General features: G+C 58.4%; 17 protein-coding genes and 1 tRNA gene. 7 read left to right on the top strand and 11 right to left on the bottom strand.

Features of this window, described 5'->3' with window-relative positions:
• Nucleotide 1 precedes the first annotated feature (1 nt).
• The 6 genes from KUG85_RS07510 to KUG85_RS07485 all read right to left on the bottom strand — a co-directional run bounded on the left by KUG85_RS07510 (nt 2) and on the right by KUG85_RS07485 (nt 4,581).
• Complete coding sequence (locus KUG85_RS07510; RefSeq protein ID WP_223004732.1) at nt 2-1,348, bottom strand: MATE family efflux transporter; 1,347 nt, start codon at nt 1,346-1,348, stop codon at nt 2-4.
• 21 nt (nt 1,349-1,369) lie between these two features.
• Nucleotides 1,370-1,633, bottom strand: a complete 264-nt coding sequence (locus KUG85_RS07505; protein ID WP_007009504.1) for a DUF6460 domain-containing protein — start codon at nt 1,631-1,633, stop codon at nt 1,370-1,372.
• Nucleotides 1,634-1,732: 99 nt separating this feature from the next.
• A tRNA-Gly gene (locus KUG85_RS07500) sits at nt 1,733-1,806 on the bottom strand.
• Between the two features lie 146 nt (nt 1,807-1,952).
• Complete coding sequence (locus KUG85_RS07495; protein WP_223004731.1) at nt 1,953-2,981, bottom strand: mannonate dehydratase; 1,029 nt, start codon at nt 2,979-2,981, stop codon at nt 1,953-1,955.
• Between the two features lie 105 nt (nt 2,982-3,086).
• The gene (locus tag KUG85_RS07490) at nt 3,087-3,842 is read right to left on the bottom strand and encodes an SDR family NAD(P)-dependent oxidoreductase (protein WP_223004730.1); all 756 of its coding nucleotides are present in this window, start codon (nt 3,840-3,842) and stop codon (nt 3,087-3,089) included.
• Nucleotides 3,829-4,581, bottom strand: a complete 753-nt coding sequence (locus tag KUG85_RS07485; protein WP_223004729.1) for a FadR/GntR family transcriptional regulator — start codon at nt 4,579-4,581, stop codon at nt 3,829-3,831. The genes KUG85_RS07490 and KUG85_RS07485 overlap by 14 nt, the downstream gene beginning before the upstream one ends.
• A gap of 178 nt (nt 4,582-4,759) precedes the next feature.
• Between KUG85_RS07485 and KUG85_RS07480 the strand changes: the two genes are divergently transcribed.
• The 5 genes from KUG85_RS07480 (at nt 4,760) to KUG85_RS07460 (ending at nt 9,514) form a co-directional block, all read left to right on the top strand.
• Nucleotides 4,760-5,461, top strand: a complete 702-nt coding sequence (locus KUG85_RS07480; RefSeq protein WP_065817162.1) for an RraA family protein — start codon at nt 4,760-4,762, stop codon at nt 5,459-5,461.
• Between the two features lie 75 nt (nt 5,462-5,536).
• Nucleotides 5,537-6,631 (top strand): TRAP transporter substrate-binding protein, encoded by a 1,095-nt coding sequence (locus KUG85_RS07475; RefSeq protein ID WP_255606294.1) that lies wholly within the window; start codon nt 5,537-5,539, stop codon nt 6,629-6,631.
• Nucleotides 6,628-7,188 (top strand): TRAP transporter small permease, encoded by a 561-nt coding sequence (locus KUG85_RS07470; protein ID WP_255606293.1) that lies wholly within the window; start codon nt 6,628-6,630, stop codon nt 7,186-7,188. The genes KUG85_RS07475 and KUG85_RS07470 overlap by 4 nt, the downstream gene beginning before the upstream one ends.
• On the top strand, nt 7,185-8,462 hold the full coding sequence (locus KUG85_RS07465; RefSeq protein ID WP_223004728.1) for a TRAP transporter large permease: 1,278 nt from the start codon (nt 7,185-7,187) through the stop codon (nt 8,460-8,462). The genes KUG85_RS07470 and KUG85_RS07465 overlap by 4 nt, the downstream gene beginning before the upstream one ends.
• Nucleotides 8,463-8,473: 11 nt before the next feature.
• Nucleotides 8,474-9,514 carry an L-idonate 5-dehydrogenase gene (locus KUG85_RS07460; RefSeq protein ID WP_223004727.1) on the top strand — a complete coding sequence of 347 codons (1,041 nt, stop codon included), beginning with the start codon at nt 8,474-8,476 and terminating at the stop codon, nt 9,512-9,514.
• Between the two features lie 342 nt (nt 9,515-9,856).
• Here KUG85_RS07460 and KUG85_RS07455 read toward each other — a convergent pair whose 3' ends face one another.
• From KUG85_RS07455 to KUG85_RS07435, 5 genes are all read right to left on the bottom strand, one after another.
• Nucleotides 9,857-10,930 (bottom strand): ABC transporter ATP-binding protein, encoded by a 1,074-nt coding sequence (locus KUG85_RS07455; protein ID WP_223004726.1) that lies wholly within the window; start codon nt 10,928-10,930, stop codon nt 9,857-9,859.
• Between the two features lie 14 nt (nt 10,931-10,944).
• Complete coding sequence (locus tag KUG85_RS07450; RefSeq protein ID WP_255606292.1) at nt 10,945-11,805, bottom strand: carbohydrate ABC transporter permease; 861 nt, start codon at nt 11,803-11,805, stop codon at nt 10,945-10,947.
• Nucleotides 11,774-12,709, bottom strand: coding sequence for a carbohydrate ABC transporter permease (locus KUG85_RS07445; protein ID WP_083213034.1), 936 nt, complete (start codon nt 12,707-12,709; stop codon nt 11,774-11,776). The genes KUG85_RS07450 and KUG85_RS07445 overlap by 32 nt, the downstream gene beginning before the upstream one ends.
• A 101-nt stretch (nt 12,710-12,810) precedes the next feature.
• Entirely contained in the window at nt 12,811-14,244 is a 1,434-nt protein-coding gene (locus KUG85_RS07440; protein WP_245291840.1) for an extracellular solute-binding protein, read from the bottom strand.
• A complete protein-coding gene (locus KUG85_RS07435; protein ID WP_223004725.1) occupies nt 14,168-15,718 on the bottom strand; it encodes a sulfatase in 1,551 nt (516 codons plus the stop codon). The genes KUG85_RS07440 and KUG85_RS07435 overlap by 77 nt, the downstream gene beginning before the upstream one ends.
• A gap of 129 nt (nt 15,719-15,847) precedes the next feature.
• Between KUG85_RS07435 and KUG85_RS07430 the strand changes: the two genes are divergently transcribed.
• Entirely contained in the window at nt 15,848-16,774 is a 927-nt protein-coding gene (locus KUG85_RS07430) for a LysR family transcriptional regulator (protein WP_223004724.1), read from the top strand.
• Between the two features lie 80 nt (nt 16,775-16,854).
• Nucleotides 16,855-18,237, top strand: a complete 1,383-nt coding sequence (locus tag KUG85_RS07425; RefSeq protein WP_065817171.1) for a sulfatase-like hydrolase/transferase — start codon at nt 16,855-16,857, stop codon at nt 18,235-18,237.
• Nucleotides 18,238-18,382: the final 145 nt, after the last annotated feature.

The following is an 18,382-nucleotide window of genomic DNA, read 5'->3' as shown; positions in this document are numbered from 1 at the left end:
TCTATTCCGCGAACGTTCTGCGCATTCGTGACGGCACAATGGCGAAGAGGCTGATGCCGCGAACGATCAGGAGAATGTGGAATGCCGCCCACAATCCATGATTGCCAAAACTTCTCGTCAAAAAGAACAGGCAGGCGAGATAGAGCGCGAAAGAAAGCAGCATCGTGTTGCGCATGTCGCGCGACCAGGTTGCGCCGATGAACACCCCATCCATCTGAAATGCCAGAACGCCAGAAATGGAGATCAGCGCCGCCCAGGGCAGAAAGGTGTTGGCGGCCATTCGCACATCCTGTGCCGTGGTGATGAAGGCTATCAGCGCTTCGCCGGCCAAAAGCAGAAACAGCGACATGGCAATGGCAAGCCCGAAGCCCCACGCCACCGTCAGCCTAAGGGAGCGAAGAAAGGCGGGGCGGTAACGCGCGCCCACGGCACGGCCTGCCAATTGCTCGGCGGCGGTGGCGGTCCCGTCGAGGAAATATCCCGCGACCAGGAAAAAATTCATCAGGATCGCATTGGCGGCCAGAGTGACGGTGCCAAACTGCGCGCCCTGCCTGGTGAAGAGCGCGAATGCAGCGAGAAGCGAGAATGACCGGATCATGATGTCGCCATTCATGGCAACCATCCGGACGATCCGGGGCGTGTCGAAGACCCGCCGCAGTGAAACGCGGGGCCCGCGCCGAAAGCGCCAGGCCAGCACGGCGAACCCTGTGAGCATGCCGACAGCTTCGCCACCCACCGTGCCCCAGGCCACACCCTCGATGCCCCAGCCCAGCGACAGCGCGAGAAACATCGACAGCGCAATGTTCGTGCCGTTCAGGATGAACTGCAGCACGAGCCCGAGCACGCCCTCGCCCCTCCCGAGCACATATCCAAGAATTGCGTAGTTGATGAGAGAGACGGGGGCGGCGAGAATTCTGATCGAGACATAGGCACGCATGGCTGCCGCCACCTCGGGCTCGGCCCCCATGAAATACACACCGCCGGCAATCACGAACGGACCGAGCAACACAACGAGAACACCGGCGGCCAGGGCAACAAGCAATGCCCGCCACAGAACCGCCTGCTCCTCCAGCGCATTGCCCTGGCCATAGGCCTGCGCGACGAGGCCGGTCGTGCCGGAGCGCAGAAAGTTGAACGTGGTGAAGACCACGTCGAAGACGATGGCGCCCGCCGCCAGCCCGCCCAGCAGGGCCGCGTCGCCATACTGGCCGACAATGGCCGTATCGGCGATGCCCAGAAGCGGCGTGGTCAGATAGGCCAGCGTCATCGGCAGGGCGATCGACAGGACGAGACGGTTCGTCACCGTGAACGGATGCGATACGCGGTCTTGCGGCTGAGCATGATCCATGGAAATGCGCCCCTGGCTTCGCTAACGGCGATAGTTCAGGAGGCGCAGGATCAGAAAGGCCGGCACGACAATTGCCGCGCCCAGCAGGATATAGCTTGCGAAACGGCCGAGCGCATCGAACCCCATGTTCCAGAGATGAACGACAGTGTCACGCAGCGCATGGATGATGTCGAACGGAGACCAGTTGAACGCGCTCATCACAAAGCCGACGATGAGTGAAACGATCAGCAGTTTGATGATGACGCGCAGCGGGCTGTCGCCGAGGAATCTGGTCAGTGCCGACACCGGAATGCTCCTTGATCTTGACCGCAAAGAGATACGCACCCTGATGCAGGTGCGCAAGCCTGGATGGGGCGCCAAAGGGCAGGTCCTGATCGGAGCATCTGGAGCGGGTAGCGGGAATCGAACCCGCGCGTTCAGCTTGGGAAGCTGACAGGCTACCATTACATCATACCCGCGCAGCGCGCATTAATCCGCGACCCGGGCCCCGGCGTCAAGCGGGTTTGTGAGTGGGTGGTGCGGTTGTTGCGGGTTTCTGTCCGGGCGCCGCTGTAACCAATAGCCATCCTCGGCTTGCCGCGTGCCGCGGTGATCGTTTCGAGCTCTACATATTCTTCTGCAGCGCACGCATATAGCCCATCGCATAGGCCATCCCCGAATGCCAAGGCGCATCGCACGCCATCAGTGGTGTGTGATCCGGGATCATGACACCGGTAAAGCTCGCTTCATTGAGTATTCGGACGATGCGCGCCATATCGATATCACCTTCGTCCACAAACGTCTCACTGTAGTTGGGGACCTTGCCGCGCACGTTGCGGAAATGGATATAGGCGATGTTTCCGTTTTCTGCATGGTATCTGGTTGTCTCGTAGATATCCCCCTCCGTCATCTCGGACAGCGATCCCAGACAGAACTCCAGCGCGTTGGAAGAACTGGGATGGATGTTGATGAGCCGCTGATACATGGCCTGTTGATAAACGAGGCGTGGAGTACCGCGTACAAAAGGGGCGGGCGGGTCGTCTGGATGCGCAGCGAGACGCACCCCGGCCTCTTCCGCCACCGGAAGCACTGCATCGAGAAAGTACGACAGCCGCTGCCACAGGGTCTCATGGTCGATCTCTTCCACGGTGCCCTGCGGCGCATCTGGATCATAAACCATGTTCCAGACCATGCCATTCGGGATTGGTGTGTCATCGACACCATCCATTGCAACCGACTCTGCATTGCCGCGCGCAAAAGGGCCAACCACACGGCTGGCGACGCCGGCCAAGCTGAAATTGTAACCGATCACCGGAATGCCCGCAGCGCCGGCATTGCGTATAAACGTCCGGATTGTATCGATCTGCTCGTCCCGGCGCGGGCCTGCAAGGAGGACGTCGTGCCAGTGAGATGGATCGAAGTTCTCAATGGCCGCCAGTTCGAGACCGGCATTGCTCAAGCGGTCGCGCAAGGCCCGCAATGCTTCCAGGGACCAGCGCTCTGTCGACCCGCCAGCCCTGCCCCATCCGCTCTGCTGGCCAACAGGCTGATTGACCTGTCCCTCCTCGGCCGTGCCAAAATAATCGACCAGATGAACGACAGCGTGGGTCGCACCGCATTGCCGGGCGAACCTGAACGTCTCGTCGTTCAGCATGTGGTGATAGAAGCCGAAGCCAAGTTTGAAGCTTGCCATGGCGGAAGTCCTCCCAAAGCAGATTGAATGTCGAGTGACGTAGCGCTGATAATGGTTGCTTTAAGCCTAGAAACCGATCGAGATGCCACCGTCTACAGGCAGGGAAACGCCGGTTACGAAGCGTGCGGCGGGTGAAGCCAGATAGACAGCCGCCTCCGCGATATCTTCCACCGCACCCAACCGACCGACAGGCGTTCGCGACAGGATTTTTTCGAGCCGCTGCGGATCCCTCCTGAAGATATCGCGGTTCATGTCGGTTTCGATAAAGCCAGGTGCAATGGCATTTACGCGAACGCCGGCGGCGCCGAATTCGACGGCCAGCTGCCGGGTCAGACCAGCGAGAGCAGCTTTGGAGGACGTGTACGCGGCGACCTGCGGGATGCCGAAAAGGCTCGCCATGGAGGTAATCATGATGATCGAACCGCTCTGGCGCTCACACATGGGCTTAGCGACCTCACGGGTGAGTGCAAACGAACCGAGCGGGTTGGTCGTCAGAACACGAAGGAAGTCCGCATCGCTCGTATCCAGCGTGGGAAGCTTGAGATGCGCTCCGGCATTGTTGACCAGGATATCGACCGGCGCCACTGCCTCCAGTCTGGCGGCGGTCACTGCACTGGCTGCAGTATCCGAAATGTCGGCAACCACATAACCGGCATTGCCATCAAGTTCGGCAACGGCCTGGTGAAGCCGTTCTTCGCGCCGACCGACAACCGTCACTCTTGCTCCTGCGGAGCAGAACGACCGGGCCATTGCGAGGCCGAGCCCAGTACCGCCACCGGTTACAACGGCGTGAAGACTGCGCAGCGGTTCAGCCCTGTTCATTCGCATTTCCATCGGACTCGCCGCCGCCAATGGGCTGCCCCGCGACCCGGTCTGCAACTATCGAAATCAGCGCGTCGTCGAAATGCGCAGCCATGGCCACAGCTGCGGCGGCACCGTCACCCATGCGAATTGCCGTGACAACGTCACTATGCAGAACATGTATCCGCTGCAACTCCCGCTGTGAGTTTCTCGCCGCAATGCCGTGAGCAATGGATTCACGCATGGGCCCTCTTATCGATGCAATAAGGTTGTACAGCATCGCATTGCGCGATGCCGAGGCAATCAGCAGGTGGAGCTGGACGTCAAGGTCAATGAAGGCTCTGTGGTCTTTTTCATCAAGGTGCTTCTTCATCAGGGCGACTGTTTCTTCCAGACGCCTGCAGTCATCCTCTCCCGCCCGCTGCGCTGCAAGTATCGCGCTTTGAACCTCCAACCCGCGACGAACCTCCAGCAGCTCCTGAACGCTGCCAGAATCCAGGCCCAGAGAAAGCTTGAAAAAAAGACCTGGCAATTTGCCGTCGATGGGTTGCACCATCGGGCGCCGACCACTGTGCATTTCGACCAGTCCAATAGACTTCAACTGGCCAAGCGCCTCGCGCACCACCGGTCGACTGATCCCGAACATGTCTGCCATCTCACCCTCCGATGGCAATTGATCGCCGGGTGCCATTGCCGTGTTCTGAATGTGCTCCATCAGTTGCTGCGCAACCTGATCAGCCAGCGTTTCGCGTTTAAGCACGTCCCTAGTCTTCAAAAGATAAACCTCGTTGGCCCTCACTGGGTCAAAGCTACCGGGGCTATCTCGTGCTGTCAAGCTGTCATACACCTTGACAGTTATAACGCTGTTGGTTTAGCTACCCCTCCAACGGTTGACAAACCAACCGCACTGTCCGGCTCATCAATGGAGGCATCAGGGCATGCAACGACAGCACGACCCAGCACGTGACAAGGAAAGATTTGCCGCTGCCAAACAGCAGCTACACACCAATGTCGTGGGCGACATTCTCGATTCCCTTGGGCTTTACGATCAGTTTCTGCGCCCCGAACTGAGGCCGGTTCAACACGACGCAGTGTTGATCGGGCGGGCTATGACCGTCCTTGAAATCGATGCGCCATTCGCCAGCTTCGAAGACGCCCACAATGCAACCGTGGCACAGCCCTTCGGCATGATGTTCGAAGCCCTGGACAGCCTGAAAGAGAACGAGGTGTATGTCTGCACAGGGGCATCGCCGCGCTTTGCCCTGTGGGGCGAGTTGATGTCGACCCGCGCAGCCGTACTCGGGGCAGCGGGCGCTGTCGTCGACGGCTACTCGCGGGACACGCGCGCTGTGGCCAATCACCCGTTTCCGGTATTTTCCCACGGCAGCTACGGACAGGATCAGGGGGCCCGCGGCAAGGTTGTGGACTACCGGGTTCCGATCCGGATGGGCAATGTGTGGATCAATCCGGGGGACATCATTTTCGGCGATATCGACGGCGTGCTGGTCGTGCCGCAGCAAGTCGAGGATGAGGTCTTCGCAAAGGCCATGGAGAAAGTGTCCGGCGAGAACGTCGTCCGTAACGCCCTGGCTGCCGGTCTGAGCACCGTCGAAGCCTACAAGCACTATGGAATAATGTAGGCACGCAGGTCCGCGCTTCTGGAACCATGCAATGCCAACCACATCAGTTGAGCAACATGGCAGGAGATCGACCAGATGCTCCTGCCAGTCAGCGGAGGGCCAGCCCTTCGACTGGCCGTGCCGCGCAACCCATCATTGACCCTGTGCCACCGAACACAAAACCAAACGCATAAACAGCATATGGAGGAGAAAATGCTGACAAGACGTTCGTTAACAAAGACAGTTGTAGCGGGCTTGGCCGCCGCCATATTAGCGGGCTCTGCGCACGCAGCCGACATGACATTGAAACTTGGTCATTTGGCCAATGAAGACAACATCTGGCACAAGGCTACAATCAAGTTCGGCGAGGAATTGAAGGCGCTCACCGACGGGCGCATCGAGGTCGAGGTCTACCCCAACGAGTCGCTCGGCAAGGAAATGGATCTCATCAACGGCATGCAGCTTGGCACCGCCGACATGACGATCAGCGGCGAAAGCCTCCAAAACTGGGCACCCATGGCCTCGCTCCTTGGTATTCCCTATGCATTCAAGTCGCTTGAGCACATGGACGAAGTCATCAATGGCGACATCGGCGACCAGATCGAAGCCGATATCATTGCAAAGGCGAAGGTTCGCCCGATTGCCTATTTTGCCCGGGGCCCTCGCAACCTGACATCCAACCGTGAGATCAGGTCGCCCGACGACCTGAATGGCCTCAAGCTCCGGGTTCCCAACGTTCCGCTTTTCGTCGATGTCTGGAAGGCACTTGGTGCTTCACCAACGCCGATGGCTTTCTCCGAGGTTTTCACCTCGCTGCAGAACGGGACCATCGACGCTCAGGAAAATCCGCTGGCGCTTATCAAGTCTGCGAATTTCAATGAAGTCCAGAAGTTCGTAAACCTGACCGAGCATTCCCGCTCCTGGATTTATCTGGTGATTTCCGAGTTGACCTGGAACAAGCTTTCCGATGCCGACAAGGAAGCCGTGCTGGAGGCGGCAGAGCGGGCGCAGGCCTTTGAACGTGCAGCGTTTCTTGAAGATGAAAAACAACTCGTCACAGAGTTGCAGGAAAAAGGCATGACCTTCGTTGAAACCGACAAGGCGGCATTTGCGGCCAAAGCGAAGGATGCCGTTCTGATGAACGTCAAACCCGAGATCAAGGGTATCGTCGAAGACCTGTTTTCCAATTGAACGATCCGTGCTTCGGGCGCTATCCGCCCGGAGCACCTTTTGACAGAACGGGGGGGGCCATCATGTTGAGGGTGCTCGAAACTGGCAGTCGTATCGCGGCAGGATTCGCTTTCGTTGCCCTGATGGTGGCGGTGATTACGCAGGTCGTCGGACGTTCGATCATCGGCGATTCACCGGTGTGGACAGAGGAGCTGACGCGTTTCGCATTGCTGTATCTGGCAGCCTTCGGAGCCGGTCTCTCATATCGCTCGGGCGAGCTGGTCAATGTTGATCTTATCTGCGAGGCGCTGCCCGGTGCATGGCCGCACCGCCTGCGCCTGCTTTCAGCGATCCTCACAGCAGTGCTCTGTCTGGGACTGATCCTCCCAGCATGGAAATACACCAGCATTGGCGCACTACAAACCTCAACGGCACTGGGATGGCGCATGGATGCCGTTCACGCCACCATGCTCGTGCTGCTTGTTTCTCTTTTCGTCTTTTCGCTGGGCCGGGCAGTCAACATGCTTTGCGGCAGGACGGACGGTTTTCCGGAACGCCGGCCAGGAGATGGCAGATGAGCCTTTTCATATTGATCTTCGTGTTTGTCGCCGGACTGGGCCTGGGCGTGCCTGTGGCGGTAACACTGGGAATTGCCTCAATGGCCTACCTGCTGACGGCGGATATCCCGCTCGTCGTCATGCCCCAGAAAATGTATGCCGGCATCGACGTTTTCGTTCTGCTGTGTATTCCCGGCTTCATCCTCGCCGGCAATTTGATGAACTCCGGAGGCATCACAGAGCGCATCATCCGCTTCGCCAATGCACTCGTCGGCTGGGCCCGCGGAGGGTTGGGGCTGACCAACATCGCTGGCTCAATGCTGTTCGGCGGCATCTCCGGCACCGCCGTGGCCGATGCCGCGTCAATCGGCGGAATGATGATACCGGGCATGAAGAAAGCCGGTTATCCAGCCGATTTTTCTGCTGCCGTAACAGCGGCCTCATCGACCGTCGGACCGATTATACCACCATCGGTTCCCATGATTATCGTCGGCGCACTCTCGGGCATCTCGGTCAGCAAGATGTTCCTTGCCGGCGCCATTCCAGGCATACTCATGGGACTGGCGATGATGGTCACCGCATATCTTATCGCAGTGCGCCGCGGCTTCCCGCGACAACCCTGGCAGGGGCTGGGCGAGCTGGCACGTTCCTTCTTCAGCGCATTCTGGGCGATCGCCATGACCGCACTCATCATAGGCGGTCTGCTCTCGGGTCTGGCAACTCCCACGGAAACGGCCATCGTCGCCAGCCTCTATGCCTTCGCGGTCGGAGCGTTCATCTACCGCGATCTACCAATCCGTGCGGTGCCTCGAATTGTCATCGACAGCGCGGTCTCATCGGCGGCCATCCTCGTCCTGATTGGATTTGCCAATGTCTTTGGCTGGATTCTCGTTTCCGAGCGCATCCCGCAGGCAATTGCGACGGCGGTTCTGTCGATCACCGACAACAAGTATCTCGTCATTCTGCTGATCAACATTCTGCTTCTGTTCGTCGGCATGTTCATGGAGACGATCGCCGCGCTCATCATCCTGTTTGTGCCGCTGCTGACGCTGTCGCAAAGCGTCGGGGTGGACCCGCTTCACTTCGCAACCTTCGCCGTTCTGAACCTGATGATCGGTCTGACGACCCCACCTGTGGGTGTCTGTCTTTTTGTCTGCGCCAATATCGCCAGACTGCCGCTCACACCGGTGGTGCGCGCAATTGCGCCGTTCCTGCTCACCAACATGATCGTGCTGCTTCTCGTCTCGTACGTCCCTGCCTTCGCCACGTGGCTGCCTTCCCTGCTTCTCGATTGAAGGAAAAGCTCATGGAAACCCGTGTCTGCCGGCTCTACGACAAGCATGACCTGCGCGTGGAAACAGAGACCATTGCCGAGCCGGCTCACGATCAAGTGCTCGTTGCCATTGGAGCCGGCGGCATCTGCGGTTCCGATCTCCACTATTTTCACGATGGTGGCTTTGGCCCCATCCGCATCCGGGAGCCCATCATCCTGGGGCACGAGGTTGCCGGCACGGTGCTCGCCGTCGGACCGGATGTCACCGGACTTGACGCAGGAGACCGTGTTGCGATCAACCCCAGCCGACCCTGCCACGCCTGCAAGTACTGTCTGGAAGGCCTGTTCAATCATTGCCTGAACATGCGCTTTTACGGGTCCGCCATACGATTCCCGCACGAACAGGGAGCGTTTCGCGATCGCATCATTTCCGAAGCGTTCCGATGTGAGAAGATCCGCCCCTCGACGAGTCTGGCTGAAGCAGCCTGCGCGGAACCCCTTGCGGTCTGCCTTCATGCACGCAGCCAGGCCGGTACGCTAAAGGGAAAACGCGTTCTCATCACCGGGGCTGGACCGATCGGCGCACTGTGTGCGGCCGTGGCAAAGGAGGACGGAGCGGCCGAGATCGTCATCACCGACCTGCAGGAGAAGCCGCTTGCAGTGGCCCGTAGAATGGGCGCGACTTCCACGATCAACGTCGCGCGCGACAGTGCTCCGATGAGCGCCTACACGGCGGAGAAGGGATATTTCGATGTTGCGTTCGAGTGCTCTGCCGCCGGGCCTGCCATCCGCATGGCCATCGAATGCGTTCGCCCGTGTGGCATTATCGTACAGGTCGGGGTGACGGGTGATATCGCATTGCCGATCAATGCAATTGCCGCAAAGGAGATCACCCTCAGGGGAACCCACCGGTTCCATGCGGAGTATTCCACGGCCGTTCGTCTGATCGACAGCGGCAAAATCGACGTCAGGCCGGTCATCACCGACACTTTTCCACTTGAAAGGGTGCAGGCGGCCTTCGAGACCGCGGGAGATCGAACGCGCTCGGTGAAAGTTCAACTGACATTCGAGTAATGGAATGCTCCATGGGGCCATGGGCTTCCCAAAATGAGGAACGACCAGGTTGAGGCTTACAACTTCCGCCTAAAAGCACCGTCCTTCCGCAGCGAAACACAAGAGCTTATATCTCTCATGTCTGACGTCAGATACGCGTATCTGACGCCTGATTCAATGAAAGGCTCAGGCCCGTCACGGTTTTCGTTTTGGAGCGGTTCACGGTTTCACTTTTCCTGGAATTGCTCCGGGTTGCACAGGAACCGCAGTCAGCAAGCTGTCGCGGCGCAGCGCGCGGGATCATCATGCGGCTACAATGCACACCGCGACCAAGACTTGATCCAGCGCAGCCAAGCGCTACGGTCAGTTGATGCGGATGCGGCTTTCCGCGTCAAACAGGTGAATCTGCGCCGGATCAGGATAGAGCCGGACCTGGTCTCCGTGACCTGGCGCATCAATTCCACGGACCACGCTGATCAACCGCCCTGCCCCGCCCTCGGCGAAGATGACCGTCTCGGGTCCGAGGCACTCCGCATCAAACACGCGAACTGGCAATCCTATGGTGCCGGGTTCAAGATGCTCCGGCCTGACGCCAACGACGACTTTCCGCCCATCCTCCATGGCCACCCCCGATTGCACAGGCAATGAAAAGGCAGGTTCCTGGTGGAACGTAATGTGTGGCCTGTCACCTTTTATGCGTACCACTCCATCGATAAAATTCATTTCCGGCGAACCTATGAAACCGGCCACAAAGGTGTTTGCCGGTTGCAGATAAAGCTCCATCGGTGTGCCGACCTGCTGGATGCGGCCGTCATTCAGCAAGACCACCCGGTCAGCCAGGGTCATAGCCTCAATCTGGTCATGCGTGACATAGATCGAGGTTGCTTTCACGCTTCGGTGCAGGTCGCGGATCTGTTGTCGCATCTGCACGCGCAGCTTCGCATCGAGATTGGACAGGGGTTCGTCGAACAGAAACACCTTGGGATCGCGGATCATCGAACGCCCCATGGCGACCCGCTGACGCTGCCCGCCAGAAAGTGCCCTCGGCTTGCGGTCGAGCAGTTCGGAAAGTCCGGTCATCTGAGAAACCCGGTCAACTGCCCGCGCAATATCGGACGGATCGTGCCGCCGGACCGACAGGGGGAACCCGATGTTCTGTCTAACTGTCATGTGCGGGTAAAGCGCATATGACTGGAATACCATCGCGATATCCCGCTCGCGCGCTTCGACATCGTTTACCACACGCCCGGCGATGCGCAGCGTCCCGCTGGTTATCGTCTCCAGCCCCGCAATCATTCGCAGAAGCGTGGACTTGCCGCAGCCGGATGGGCCAACCAACACAACGAACTCGCCTTCATCTATATCCAGCGAAACATCCTGAAGGATCCTGAGTGTGCCGTAGTCCTTGCCGAGCGCTTCCATTTCTACGGTAGCCATGCCCGTTGTTCCTCCTATTTGACGGCGCCGGCGGTGAGACCGCGCACGATGAATTTTTGCCCGACAAACATCAGAATGATTGCCGGGACCGCCGAAAGGACCGAAGCGGCGGCCATTTCTCCGTGGCGGATTTCGTATTGGCCGGCGTAGTTGGCGATAGCCACCGGGATCGTCATCGTTTCTGTCGCGGTGAGATTCAGGGCAATACCGAACTCGCTCCAAGAAAAGACGAACGCCAACAGCCCCGAAGCGATCAGGCCGGGCGTGGTCAGCGGCAGCAGGACACGACGAAATGCAGTTGTTCGTCTGCAACCATCAATGATCGCTGCCTGTTCCAGTTCGCGGGGGATGTTGCCGAACGCTGTCATCATCAACCATATCGTCATTGGCAGGTTGATCACGATATGGGTCAGCGTCAGGCCAAAAAGCGTGTTGTAAAGACCAAGCTCCCGAAAAATCAGAAACCATGGCCCCACCAGCGTTATCGGCGGGATGATATTGAAGATCAGTGTCCAGGCCAGAAACACGCTGCTAAAGAGAGGCGACCAACGCCGCCAGGACAATGAATAGGCAGCAAGGGTTCCGACGACAAGGACGCATGCCGTACTGATCAGGGCGACGATCAGACTGTTGCGCGCATTCAACAGAAATTCCGAACTCTTCCCGAACAGCACCTCCTGATAATTGAACCAGGTGGGGTCGAACGGGAACTGCGCCATCAGGATCTGGATCTGGTACTTCAGCGAAACGCCAACGATCCATATGAAGGGGGCCACCACGCCGACGAGAGCGACAACGACCAGGAGCCATATCCCAAAGATTTTCCAAGGTGACCGGACCATCTCACCACCCCTTCGAAAGGCGGCGCTGCGCATACGCATAGACTGCGAGATAAGCGCACACGATGGCGATGGTCAGAAGTGCAAGCAGTGCACCATATCCAAGCTGGCTCTGCTGGAAATAGACCTTGTACACATACATACTCATGACCTCCGTTGCTGTCCCCGGACCGCCGGAAGTCAGCAGGAATATCTGGTCGAAGACCTTGAAGGCGACGATCGAGCGAAAGATGAACGCGACGATGATCGTCGGCCACATCAGCGGGATGATGATCCGAAACAGTTTCTGCCGATAACTCGCCCCATCAATGCTGGCCGCTTCCATAACTTCTTCCGGCAGAGCTTCGAGACCCGAGAGAAGGATGAGGAAAACCAGCGGCGTCCAGTGCCATACATCCACGAGAACGACCGCAAGCAGGGCTGTGTCAGAGGACCCCAGGAAGTCGATGGGCGGCAGCCCAATGCCTTGAAGCAGCGCGTTGATGATCCCGAATTCGGGATTGTACATCAGCCGCCATATGTTCCCTATGGCGACCGGGGGTATGAGGATTGGCAGAAGCATCGCGGTTCGCACGAGACCCCGACCACGCACTATCTGACTCACCGCCAGCGCCAGCGCGAAGCCCAGAATCATCTCGATCATGGTGGAAGCAAACACGAAGATCAGCGTATTGATGATGGCCTTGCGAAATATCCAGTCGCTCATCAGCTTGTCCAGATTGTCCTGGAGCGCCGACACGCGGATCATCTCTGCGTTTTCGAACGAGATACGCGACCCCGCCATCACGAACAGTTCGTATAGCGGAAAGACAGTGAGCGCGAGGAACAGAAATACCGCAGGCAGAACCGTGAGAAGTCGAAAATGACGATCAACGAAATCCCAAACCGGCTCCAGAATACCCGGCTTTGTCTGTTTGCGGGGCGTGGCGAGGTCACTCATCGGCTGTGAATCCGTTGCTCGGTTGCATTTTCCAATGTGGCAGAGGCGGCGGACCGCCTCTGCCGTGGAGGCGCCCCATTCGCGGAGCGTCGCTGAGGACCTCAGAGATCCGCAAGCTTTCCGGTTGAACGACCGCTTTCCTGCAGAACCTTGAACGCATCGTCTGCAGCAAGGTTGAGCGCTTCCTCCGGACCGAGCTCTCCAATGACAGCCTGGTTGAGCCGGAGGCCGAGAATCTCCTCAATCTGCGCGCCTTCCTTGAACAGCAAGACAGCCGAGGCATTCTGAGCCACTTCGGCATAGGGCTGCATCCAACGGAATTTGTCCTGTTCAGAAAGCGGGCCGCGCAACACACCCATATGGACCGGGATACCGCCGTTCTCCGCGTAGTAAGTCTGCGCGTCTTCGGTCAGAAAGTATTTGATGAACTCCATTGCCGCCTGCTTGCGGCTATCGGGCAAATTGTGCGGCACCCCCATCTGCCAGCCACCGAACACGCCCGCCTTCTGCCTCTCGGCTACGTTGGGCATCGGCGCATAACCGATCTTGCCGACCACGGCAGACTTGGTCGGGTCATCCATCTGCGATTGAGCAGCCACGACGAGTTGTGCCTGCGCCGCCTTTCCGGTCAGAAGGAGTTGGACGAGATCGCCCTGCGCCACCGCGCCCGGGTTCTCCACGCTGCAATTCTCCATGATCTGCAGGAATGTCTTCAGCGCTTCAAGGTTTTCCGGGCTGTTGATGGTTACGGTGAAATCTCCATTTTCCGGATCCTGGAGAAAGGAGCCACCATAAGCCAACATATGTGGGGTGAAGGCGAAGCGGATCGCATTTCCACGCTCACCGCGCATCACGGCACCGTAGGTCTGTGGTGGATTGTGCAATGCCTGACAGTTCGCCAACACGTCGTCATAGGTTTCGGGTGGCGTGTCAATCATGTCCGTCCGATAGTACCACAGGTGTGTGTTGCTGTTGGGTGAAAAGGTCATTGCCCGGCCACCCTTCGCAGTGGTCCAGCCCTTTTCCTCATTCCAAAACACCGCTCCACCATTGGTGATGATTTCAGGTGCGAAACTGAAGTCCGGATCAATCTCGTCGAGCGGGGTGAGAAAGCCGCCGTCATAGAATTCGACGACCCAGCCAGCATCGATATTGATGAGTTCGTAGGGGCTTTGATCCGCCCGCACTGCATTGCGCCCTTTCTCGAGCATTCCAGGATAGGGTGTACGATCAATTTTGACGGTATTGCCGGTTTCTTCCTCATACTTCTCAACAACCGCTTCGAAGCCGCCATACCAGGGCGAGTTGTTCACAAGGATGGTGATGGGGTCCGCAGCCAGGGCTGTCGTGGCAAGGACCGCGCCAAATGTACCGGCAAGGGCGATGGCGCCCATTGATCTGATTGCAAATTGTTTCATTTTTCTCCTCCCATTTGTGCCGATAGCGGCAAGCACCTGATCAACCAGATGCCAGCACCGGAACGTTTTCCGGCGTGTCAAGCGCATAGCGAGCGTAGAGCTCAGCCGGGCAATCATGCTCGGCCAGAATTTTTCTGATTGCCCCACGCAGACGGGTCTCGACGACCTCGTTGCGGAATGGCTTCTCCTGCTTTGGATCGTTTTCAAGGTCGTAGAGCCGCGTGCCGGTGTCCCGGAAAGCCTCGCCGTCGTGCATGGGGATGCGCGCTGCATCCATCAGGGCGTCGACCTTCAACACAGGCATCTCCTGGGTGAAGTTGAAGCCGTGCACAAGTTCGGCCGTCTTCATCTCGGATGCGCTGAAACGGGTACGTAGATGCGTGGGCATCAAGGTGTATTCGTGCAGCCCCGGGGCATAGAGATCTTCCGGATAGAGGTAGTAGCTGTAACGCCCATCGGTGGCACCGATGGGGCCGCCGAACATGCCGTAAATTATGACCTCCCGCCTGGCGTCTGAAAGGACGGAAGCCGCCCGCACTTCCTCAGGTGGCGGGAGATCAAAGAGGTCCAGGATCGTGGGCATCAGGTCTGGTGTCTGGGTCAATCCCTGCGATCGCGTCCCTGCCAGTTCCGGACGGCGCGGGTCATGCACCATCAGCGGAATGTTGGCGAGTTCCTGATAGTAGGGTTGCAGGTTCTTGCCCCACCAATCGTGCTCGGAGAGCAGAAAGCCGTGATCCGTGGTTAGTATCAGTGCCGTGTCCTCCCACATATCGTGAGCGTCCATCCGGTCGAGCAAGCGACCGAAATACTCGTCACACATAGCCACCAGCGCCGCATAATTGGCCCGGATCTCGGCGATTTCCTCCTCGCTCTCATTCACCTTCGCGTAGAGCGGCCAATCCAGAACACCTCCGTTCCAGCCGGTTCTGTATGCGTCTTTGTAGCGCTCGGGTGCGCAGAAAGGTTCGTGAGGATCGAAGCATTCCACCATCAGGAACCAGCCATCCGCATCCCGGTTTGTGTCGAGAAATTCCAGAGCCGAGGCGTAACAGCGCGGCCCCGGGTAGTCCTCTTCTTCCTTTATGAAGAGATTGTTTACCGCATGCTGCAGGCGAACAGATTTTCGGCCCTGAGCTTCATCTCCTTCCGCAACGGGATAGTGCTTCTGCGAGTAGATTTCACGAAACCGCTCCAGAGGCGGCTGCACCATGGCCTTCCAGGGATCATATTCCTGCCCCCGGATGAAATCGTAGCTGGTGAAGCGGTTGTGGTAGGTGGCGCCTCCGTCCTCAAAGTAGTGCAGATGATCGGTGATCAGATGACTATGGATGCCCTTGCCCTTGAGAACTTCGGGAAAGGAATTGTCGAAGGGCTCCAGAGGCCCCCAGCTTCGATGCATGAAATTCAGCCGGCCGGTATGCATGTCTCGACGCGCGGGCATACATGGCAGCGAGCCGACATAATGCTGGTCGAAGACCTGCGACCGCTTTGCAAACCGGTCGAAATTGGGGGTCGCTATGCGACTCGTCCCATAGGCATTCACGGCGGATCTGTTGAGCGAGTCGAACAGGCAAAAAATCGCACGCATAAACATCCTCCCTGGCACTGCAGGGCATGCCACGCAGGCATTGCCCCAAGCAGATCCAATCTTAGGCCTTCTCGAAGAGTACGAAAAATGATTTAGTGTGCGCTTGGAAATAACCATAGGGAATATCTCATGGATCGCACGCTCAAAGCCTTTCTGGCCGTTGCACAGCATGCAAACCTGACGGCGGCAGCGGCGCGCATTGGCCTGACCCAGCCCGCGCTCACCAAGAGCATCAGGCGGCTGGAGGATGGTCTCGGCATGCAGCTTTTCCTGCGGACTCCCCGCGGCATGGTGTTGACCGAAGAAGGGGAGATGTTTCTCAAACGCGCCCGGGCGATCGATGCACATTACCGCCAGGCCTTTGAAGAGGCCGACGCGCACCGGTCGGGTGTGCTGCAGGAGTTTTCGATTGCTGCAGGCGCGGCCTACCACATGCGAATAGCGCCCCGTCTGGTGAAGGCGCTCAGCGCGGAGTTCCCTCACACACGGTTCGTTCTGGAATTTGACGTGGCTGCCAGTTCGCTCGCGCGGCTGGAGAATGGTTCCATTCATTTACTCCTTGGCGCGTTTGTTGCAGCACCGCCAGAAGCCATACAGACACGTGAACTCATGCAGGTGGAGATCGGCGCATTCTGCTGGCGTGAGAATCCAATTGCGAGGAAAACATTCATCCAGCCAGGACTGCTGCGCGAGCAACCCTGGGTGATCTACAAGCGTGACGGTCACATGACGCAGCGCCTCACGAGCTACTATCACGAGAATGGCCTGCCGACTCCCCGCGTCAGCATGGAAGTGGATGCGCTCTCAGCGAGTTTCTTCATGGTTCGGGGAACCAGTTATCTGACGGCAGCTCCAACCTCCCTGGCGGGCGCTGCAAAAGACGCGGACCTTGTTCGCCTGCCACTGGAAGATCCTATCTGGCGCTTTCGCACCGGCGTCTGGTACCGGAAGTCCAGCCTCCGCTACCCGATCGTACAACGCGCGCTGGCGCTTCTCGAGGAATATTGCAGGCCGGGCGACAATATTCCCAAAGGTTATTCCTGGCGGCCACATTAGTCATTTTTTCTTTTGGAAGCTGCAGCATAGGTTCTCAGTGCAACCAGCATACAAGGTTTGCGCACAGGAGGATTCTTGCAATGGCGCGCCCAAACGTCATCGTCTTTTTTACCGATCAGCAACGACACGACACCACCGGAGCGCACGGCAATCCGATGGGTCTTACTCCCAACTTCGATCGTCTCGCTCGCTCAGGCACGCATTTCTACAATTCCTTTGCCTGCCAGCCGCTTTGCGGACCGGCGCGGGCCGCACTCCAGACAGGGCGCTTTGCAACCCAGACCGGTGTGTTTCGAAATGAGATACCGCTACCTGAAGACCAGGAGACCCTGGCGAAAGTGTTTTCGCGAAGCGGCTACGCAACCGCCTATATCGGGAAATGGCATCTCGCCGGCCAGGATCCGGTCCCGCAACGCCTGCGCGGAGGCTATCAGGAATGGCTTGCAGCAAATCATCTGGAATTCATCTCGGACGCCTACGACGCAGTTCTGTTCGATGAAGAGGGACACAAACGCAAGCTGCCTGGCTACCGTGTCGATGCGCTGACCGATGCCGCAATCCGGTACTGCGACGCCCATCGTGACGACCCGTTCTTCCTCTTCGTATCGTTTCTGGAGCCACACCATCAGAACCATACCGACGATTATCCGCCACCTGAAGGATATCGGGAGACACTGACCGCGACGCAATGGACACCACCGGACCTTGCCACGCTGAAAGGAACCAGCACCTGGCACCTGGGTGGGTACTACGGAATGGTCAAGCGCCTGGACGAGGCCTTCGGGCGGCTGATCGATGCCCTGAAAAGTCTCGACATGCTGGACAACACGATTGTTCTCTTCACGTCTGACCACGCCTGCCACTTCAAGACGCGCAACGCCGAGTACAAAAGATCCTGTCACGAAAGCGCAGTGCGCGTGCCGACGATGGCCATCGGTCCGGGCTTTCAGGCCGGCGGTCAGGTACGTGCGCTCTTCAGCACGGTCGATATCGCGCCGACGCTGATCGATGCGGCAGGCCTGGACATTCCAGACAGCATGGTGGGGTGTTCCGCGCTGCCGGTGGTCCGCGACGCACGCGCGCCCTGGCGCGACGACCTGTTCTTCCAGATCAGCGAGACGGAAACCGGTCGCGCACTGCGGACGCATCGCTGGAAATATGGAGTGACAGCGGACTATGACAGCGACCAGCCACGTGCCGACATTTACCGCGAAAGCTATCTTTATGATCTCAACGCCGACCCATATGAAATGGTGAACCTGATCGGCATGCCTGCGTTCCGCGAGATCGCCGACGATCTCAAATCCCGATTGCTCGCCTGGATCAACGACATAGAGGAGGGGCAGACTCCAACGATCCTGGATGCTCCCTGCCGTGACCAGCGACAGTATCGTCTTCATCCGAGCGACCTGCAACGGGATTTCGAACGCGACAGCACGCTTGGAGTGAAACCTGGGGCATGAATGGTAGGGCAGAGCCAATGAGGGGTTCCGCCTGTTCAACGCCGCAGCCCGTGCGCGGCTGTCACAATCGCCGTATCCACAGGGGAGTCCGGCGATCGTGTACGCTGCGCAGGCACAGAGCTGAAACCGTCTTTTCGCTCCATTA

This window comes from Nitratireductor rhodophyticola, from assembly GCF_019891355.1.
Taxonomy (GTDB): Bacteria; Pseudomonadota; Alphaproteobacteria; order Rhizobiales; family Rhizobiaceae; genus Nitratireductor; species Nitratireductor rhodophyticola.
The sequence above is the reverse complement of the archived record's forward strand: the minus strand, read 5'-3'. Positions and strand labels throughout refer to the sequence as shown.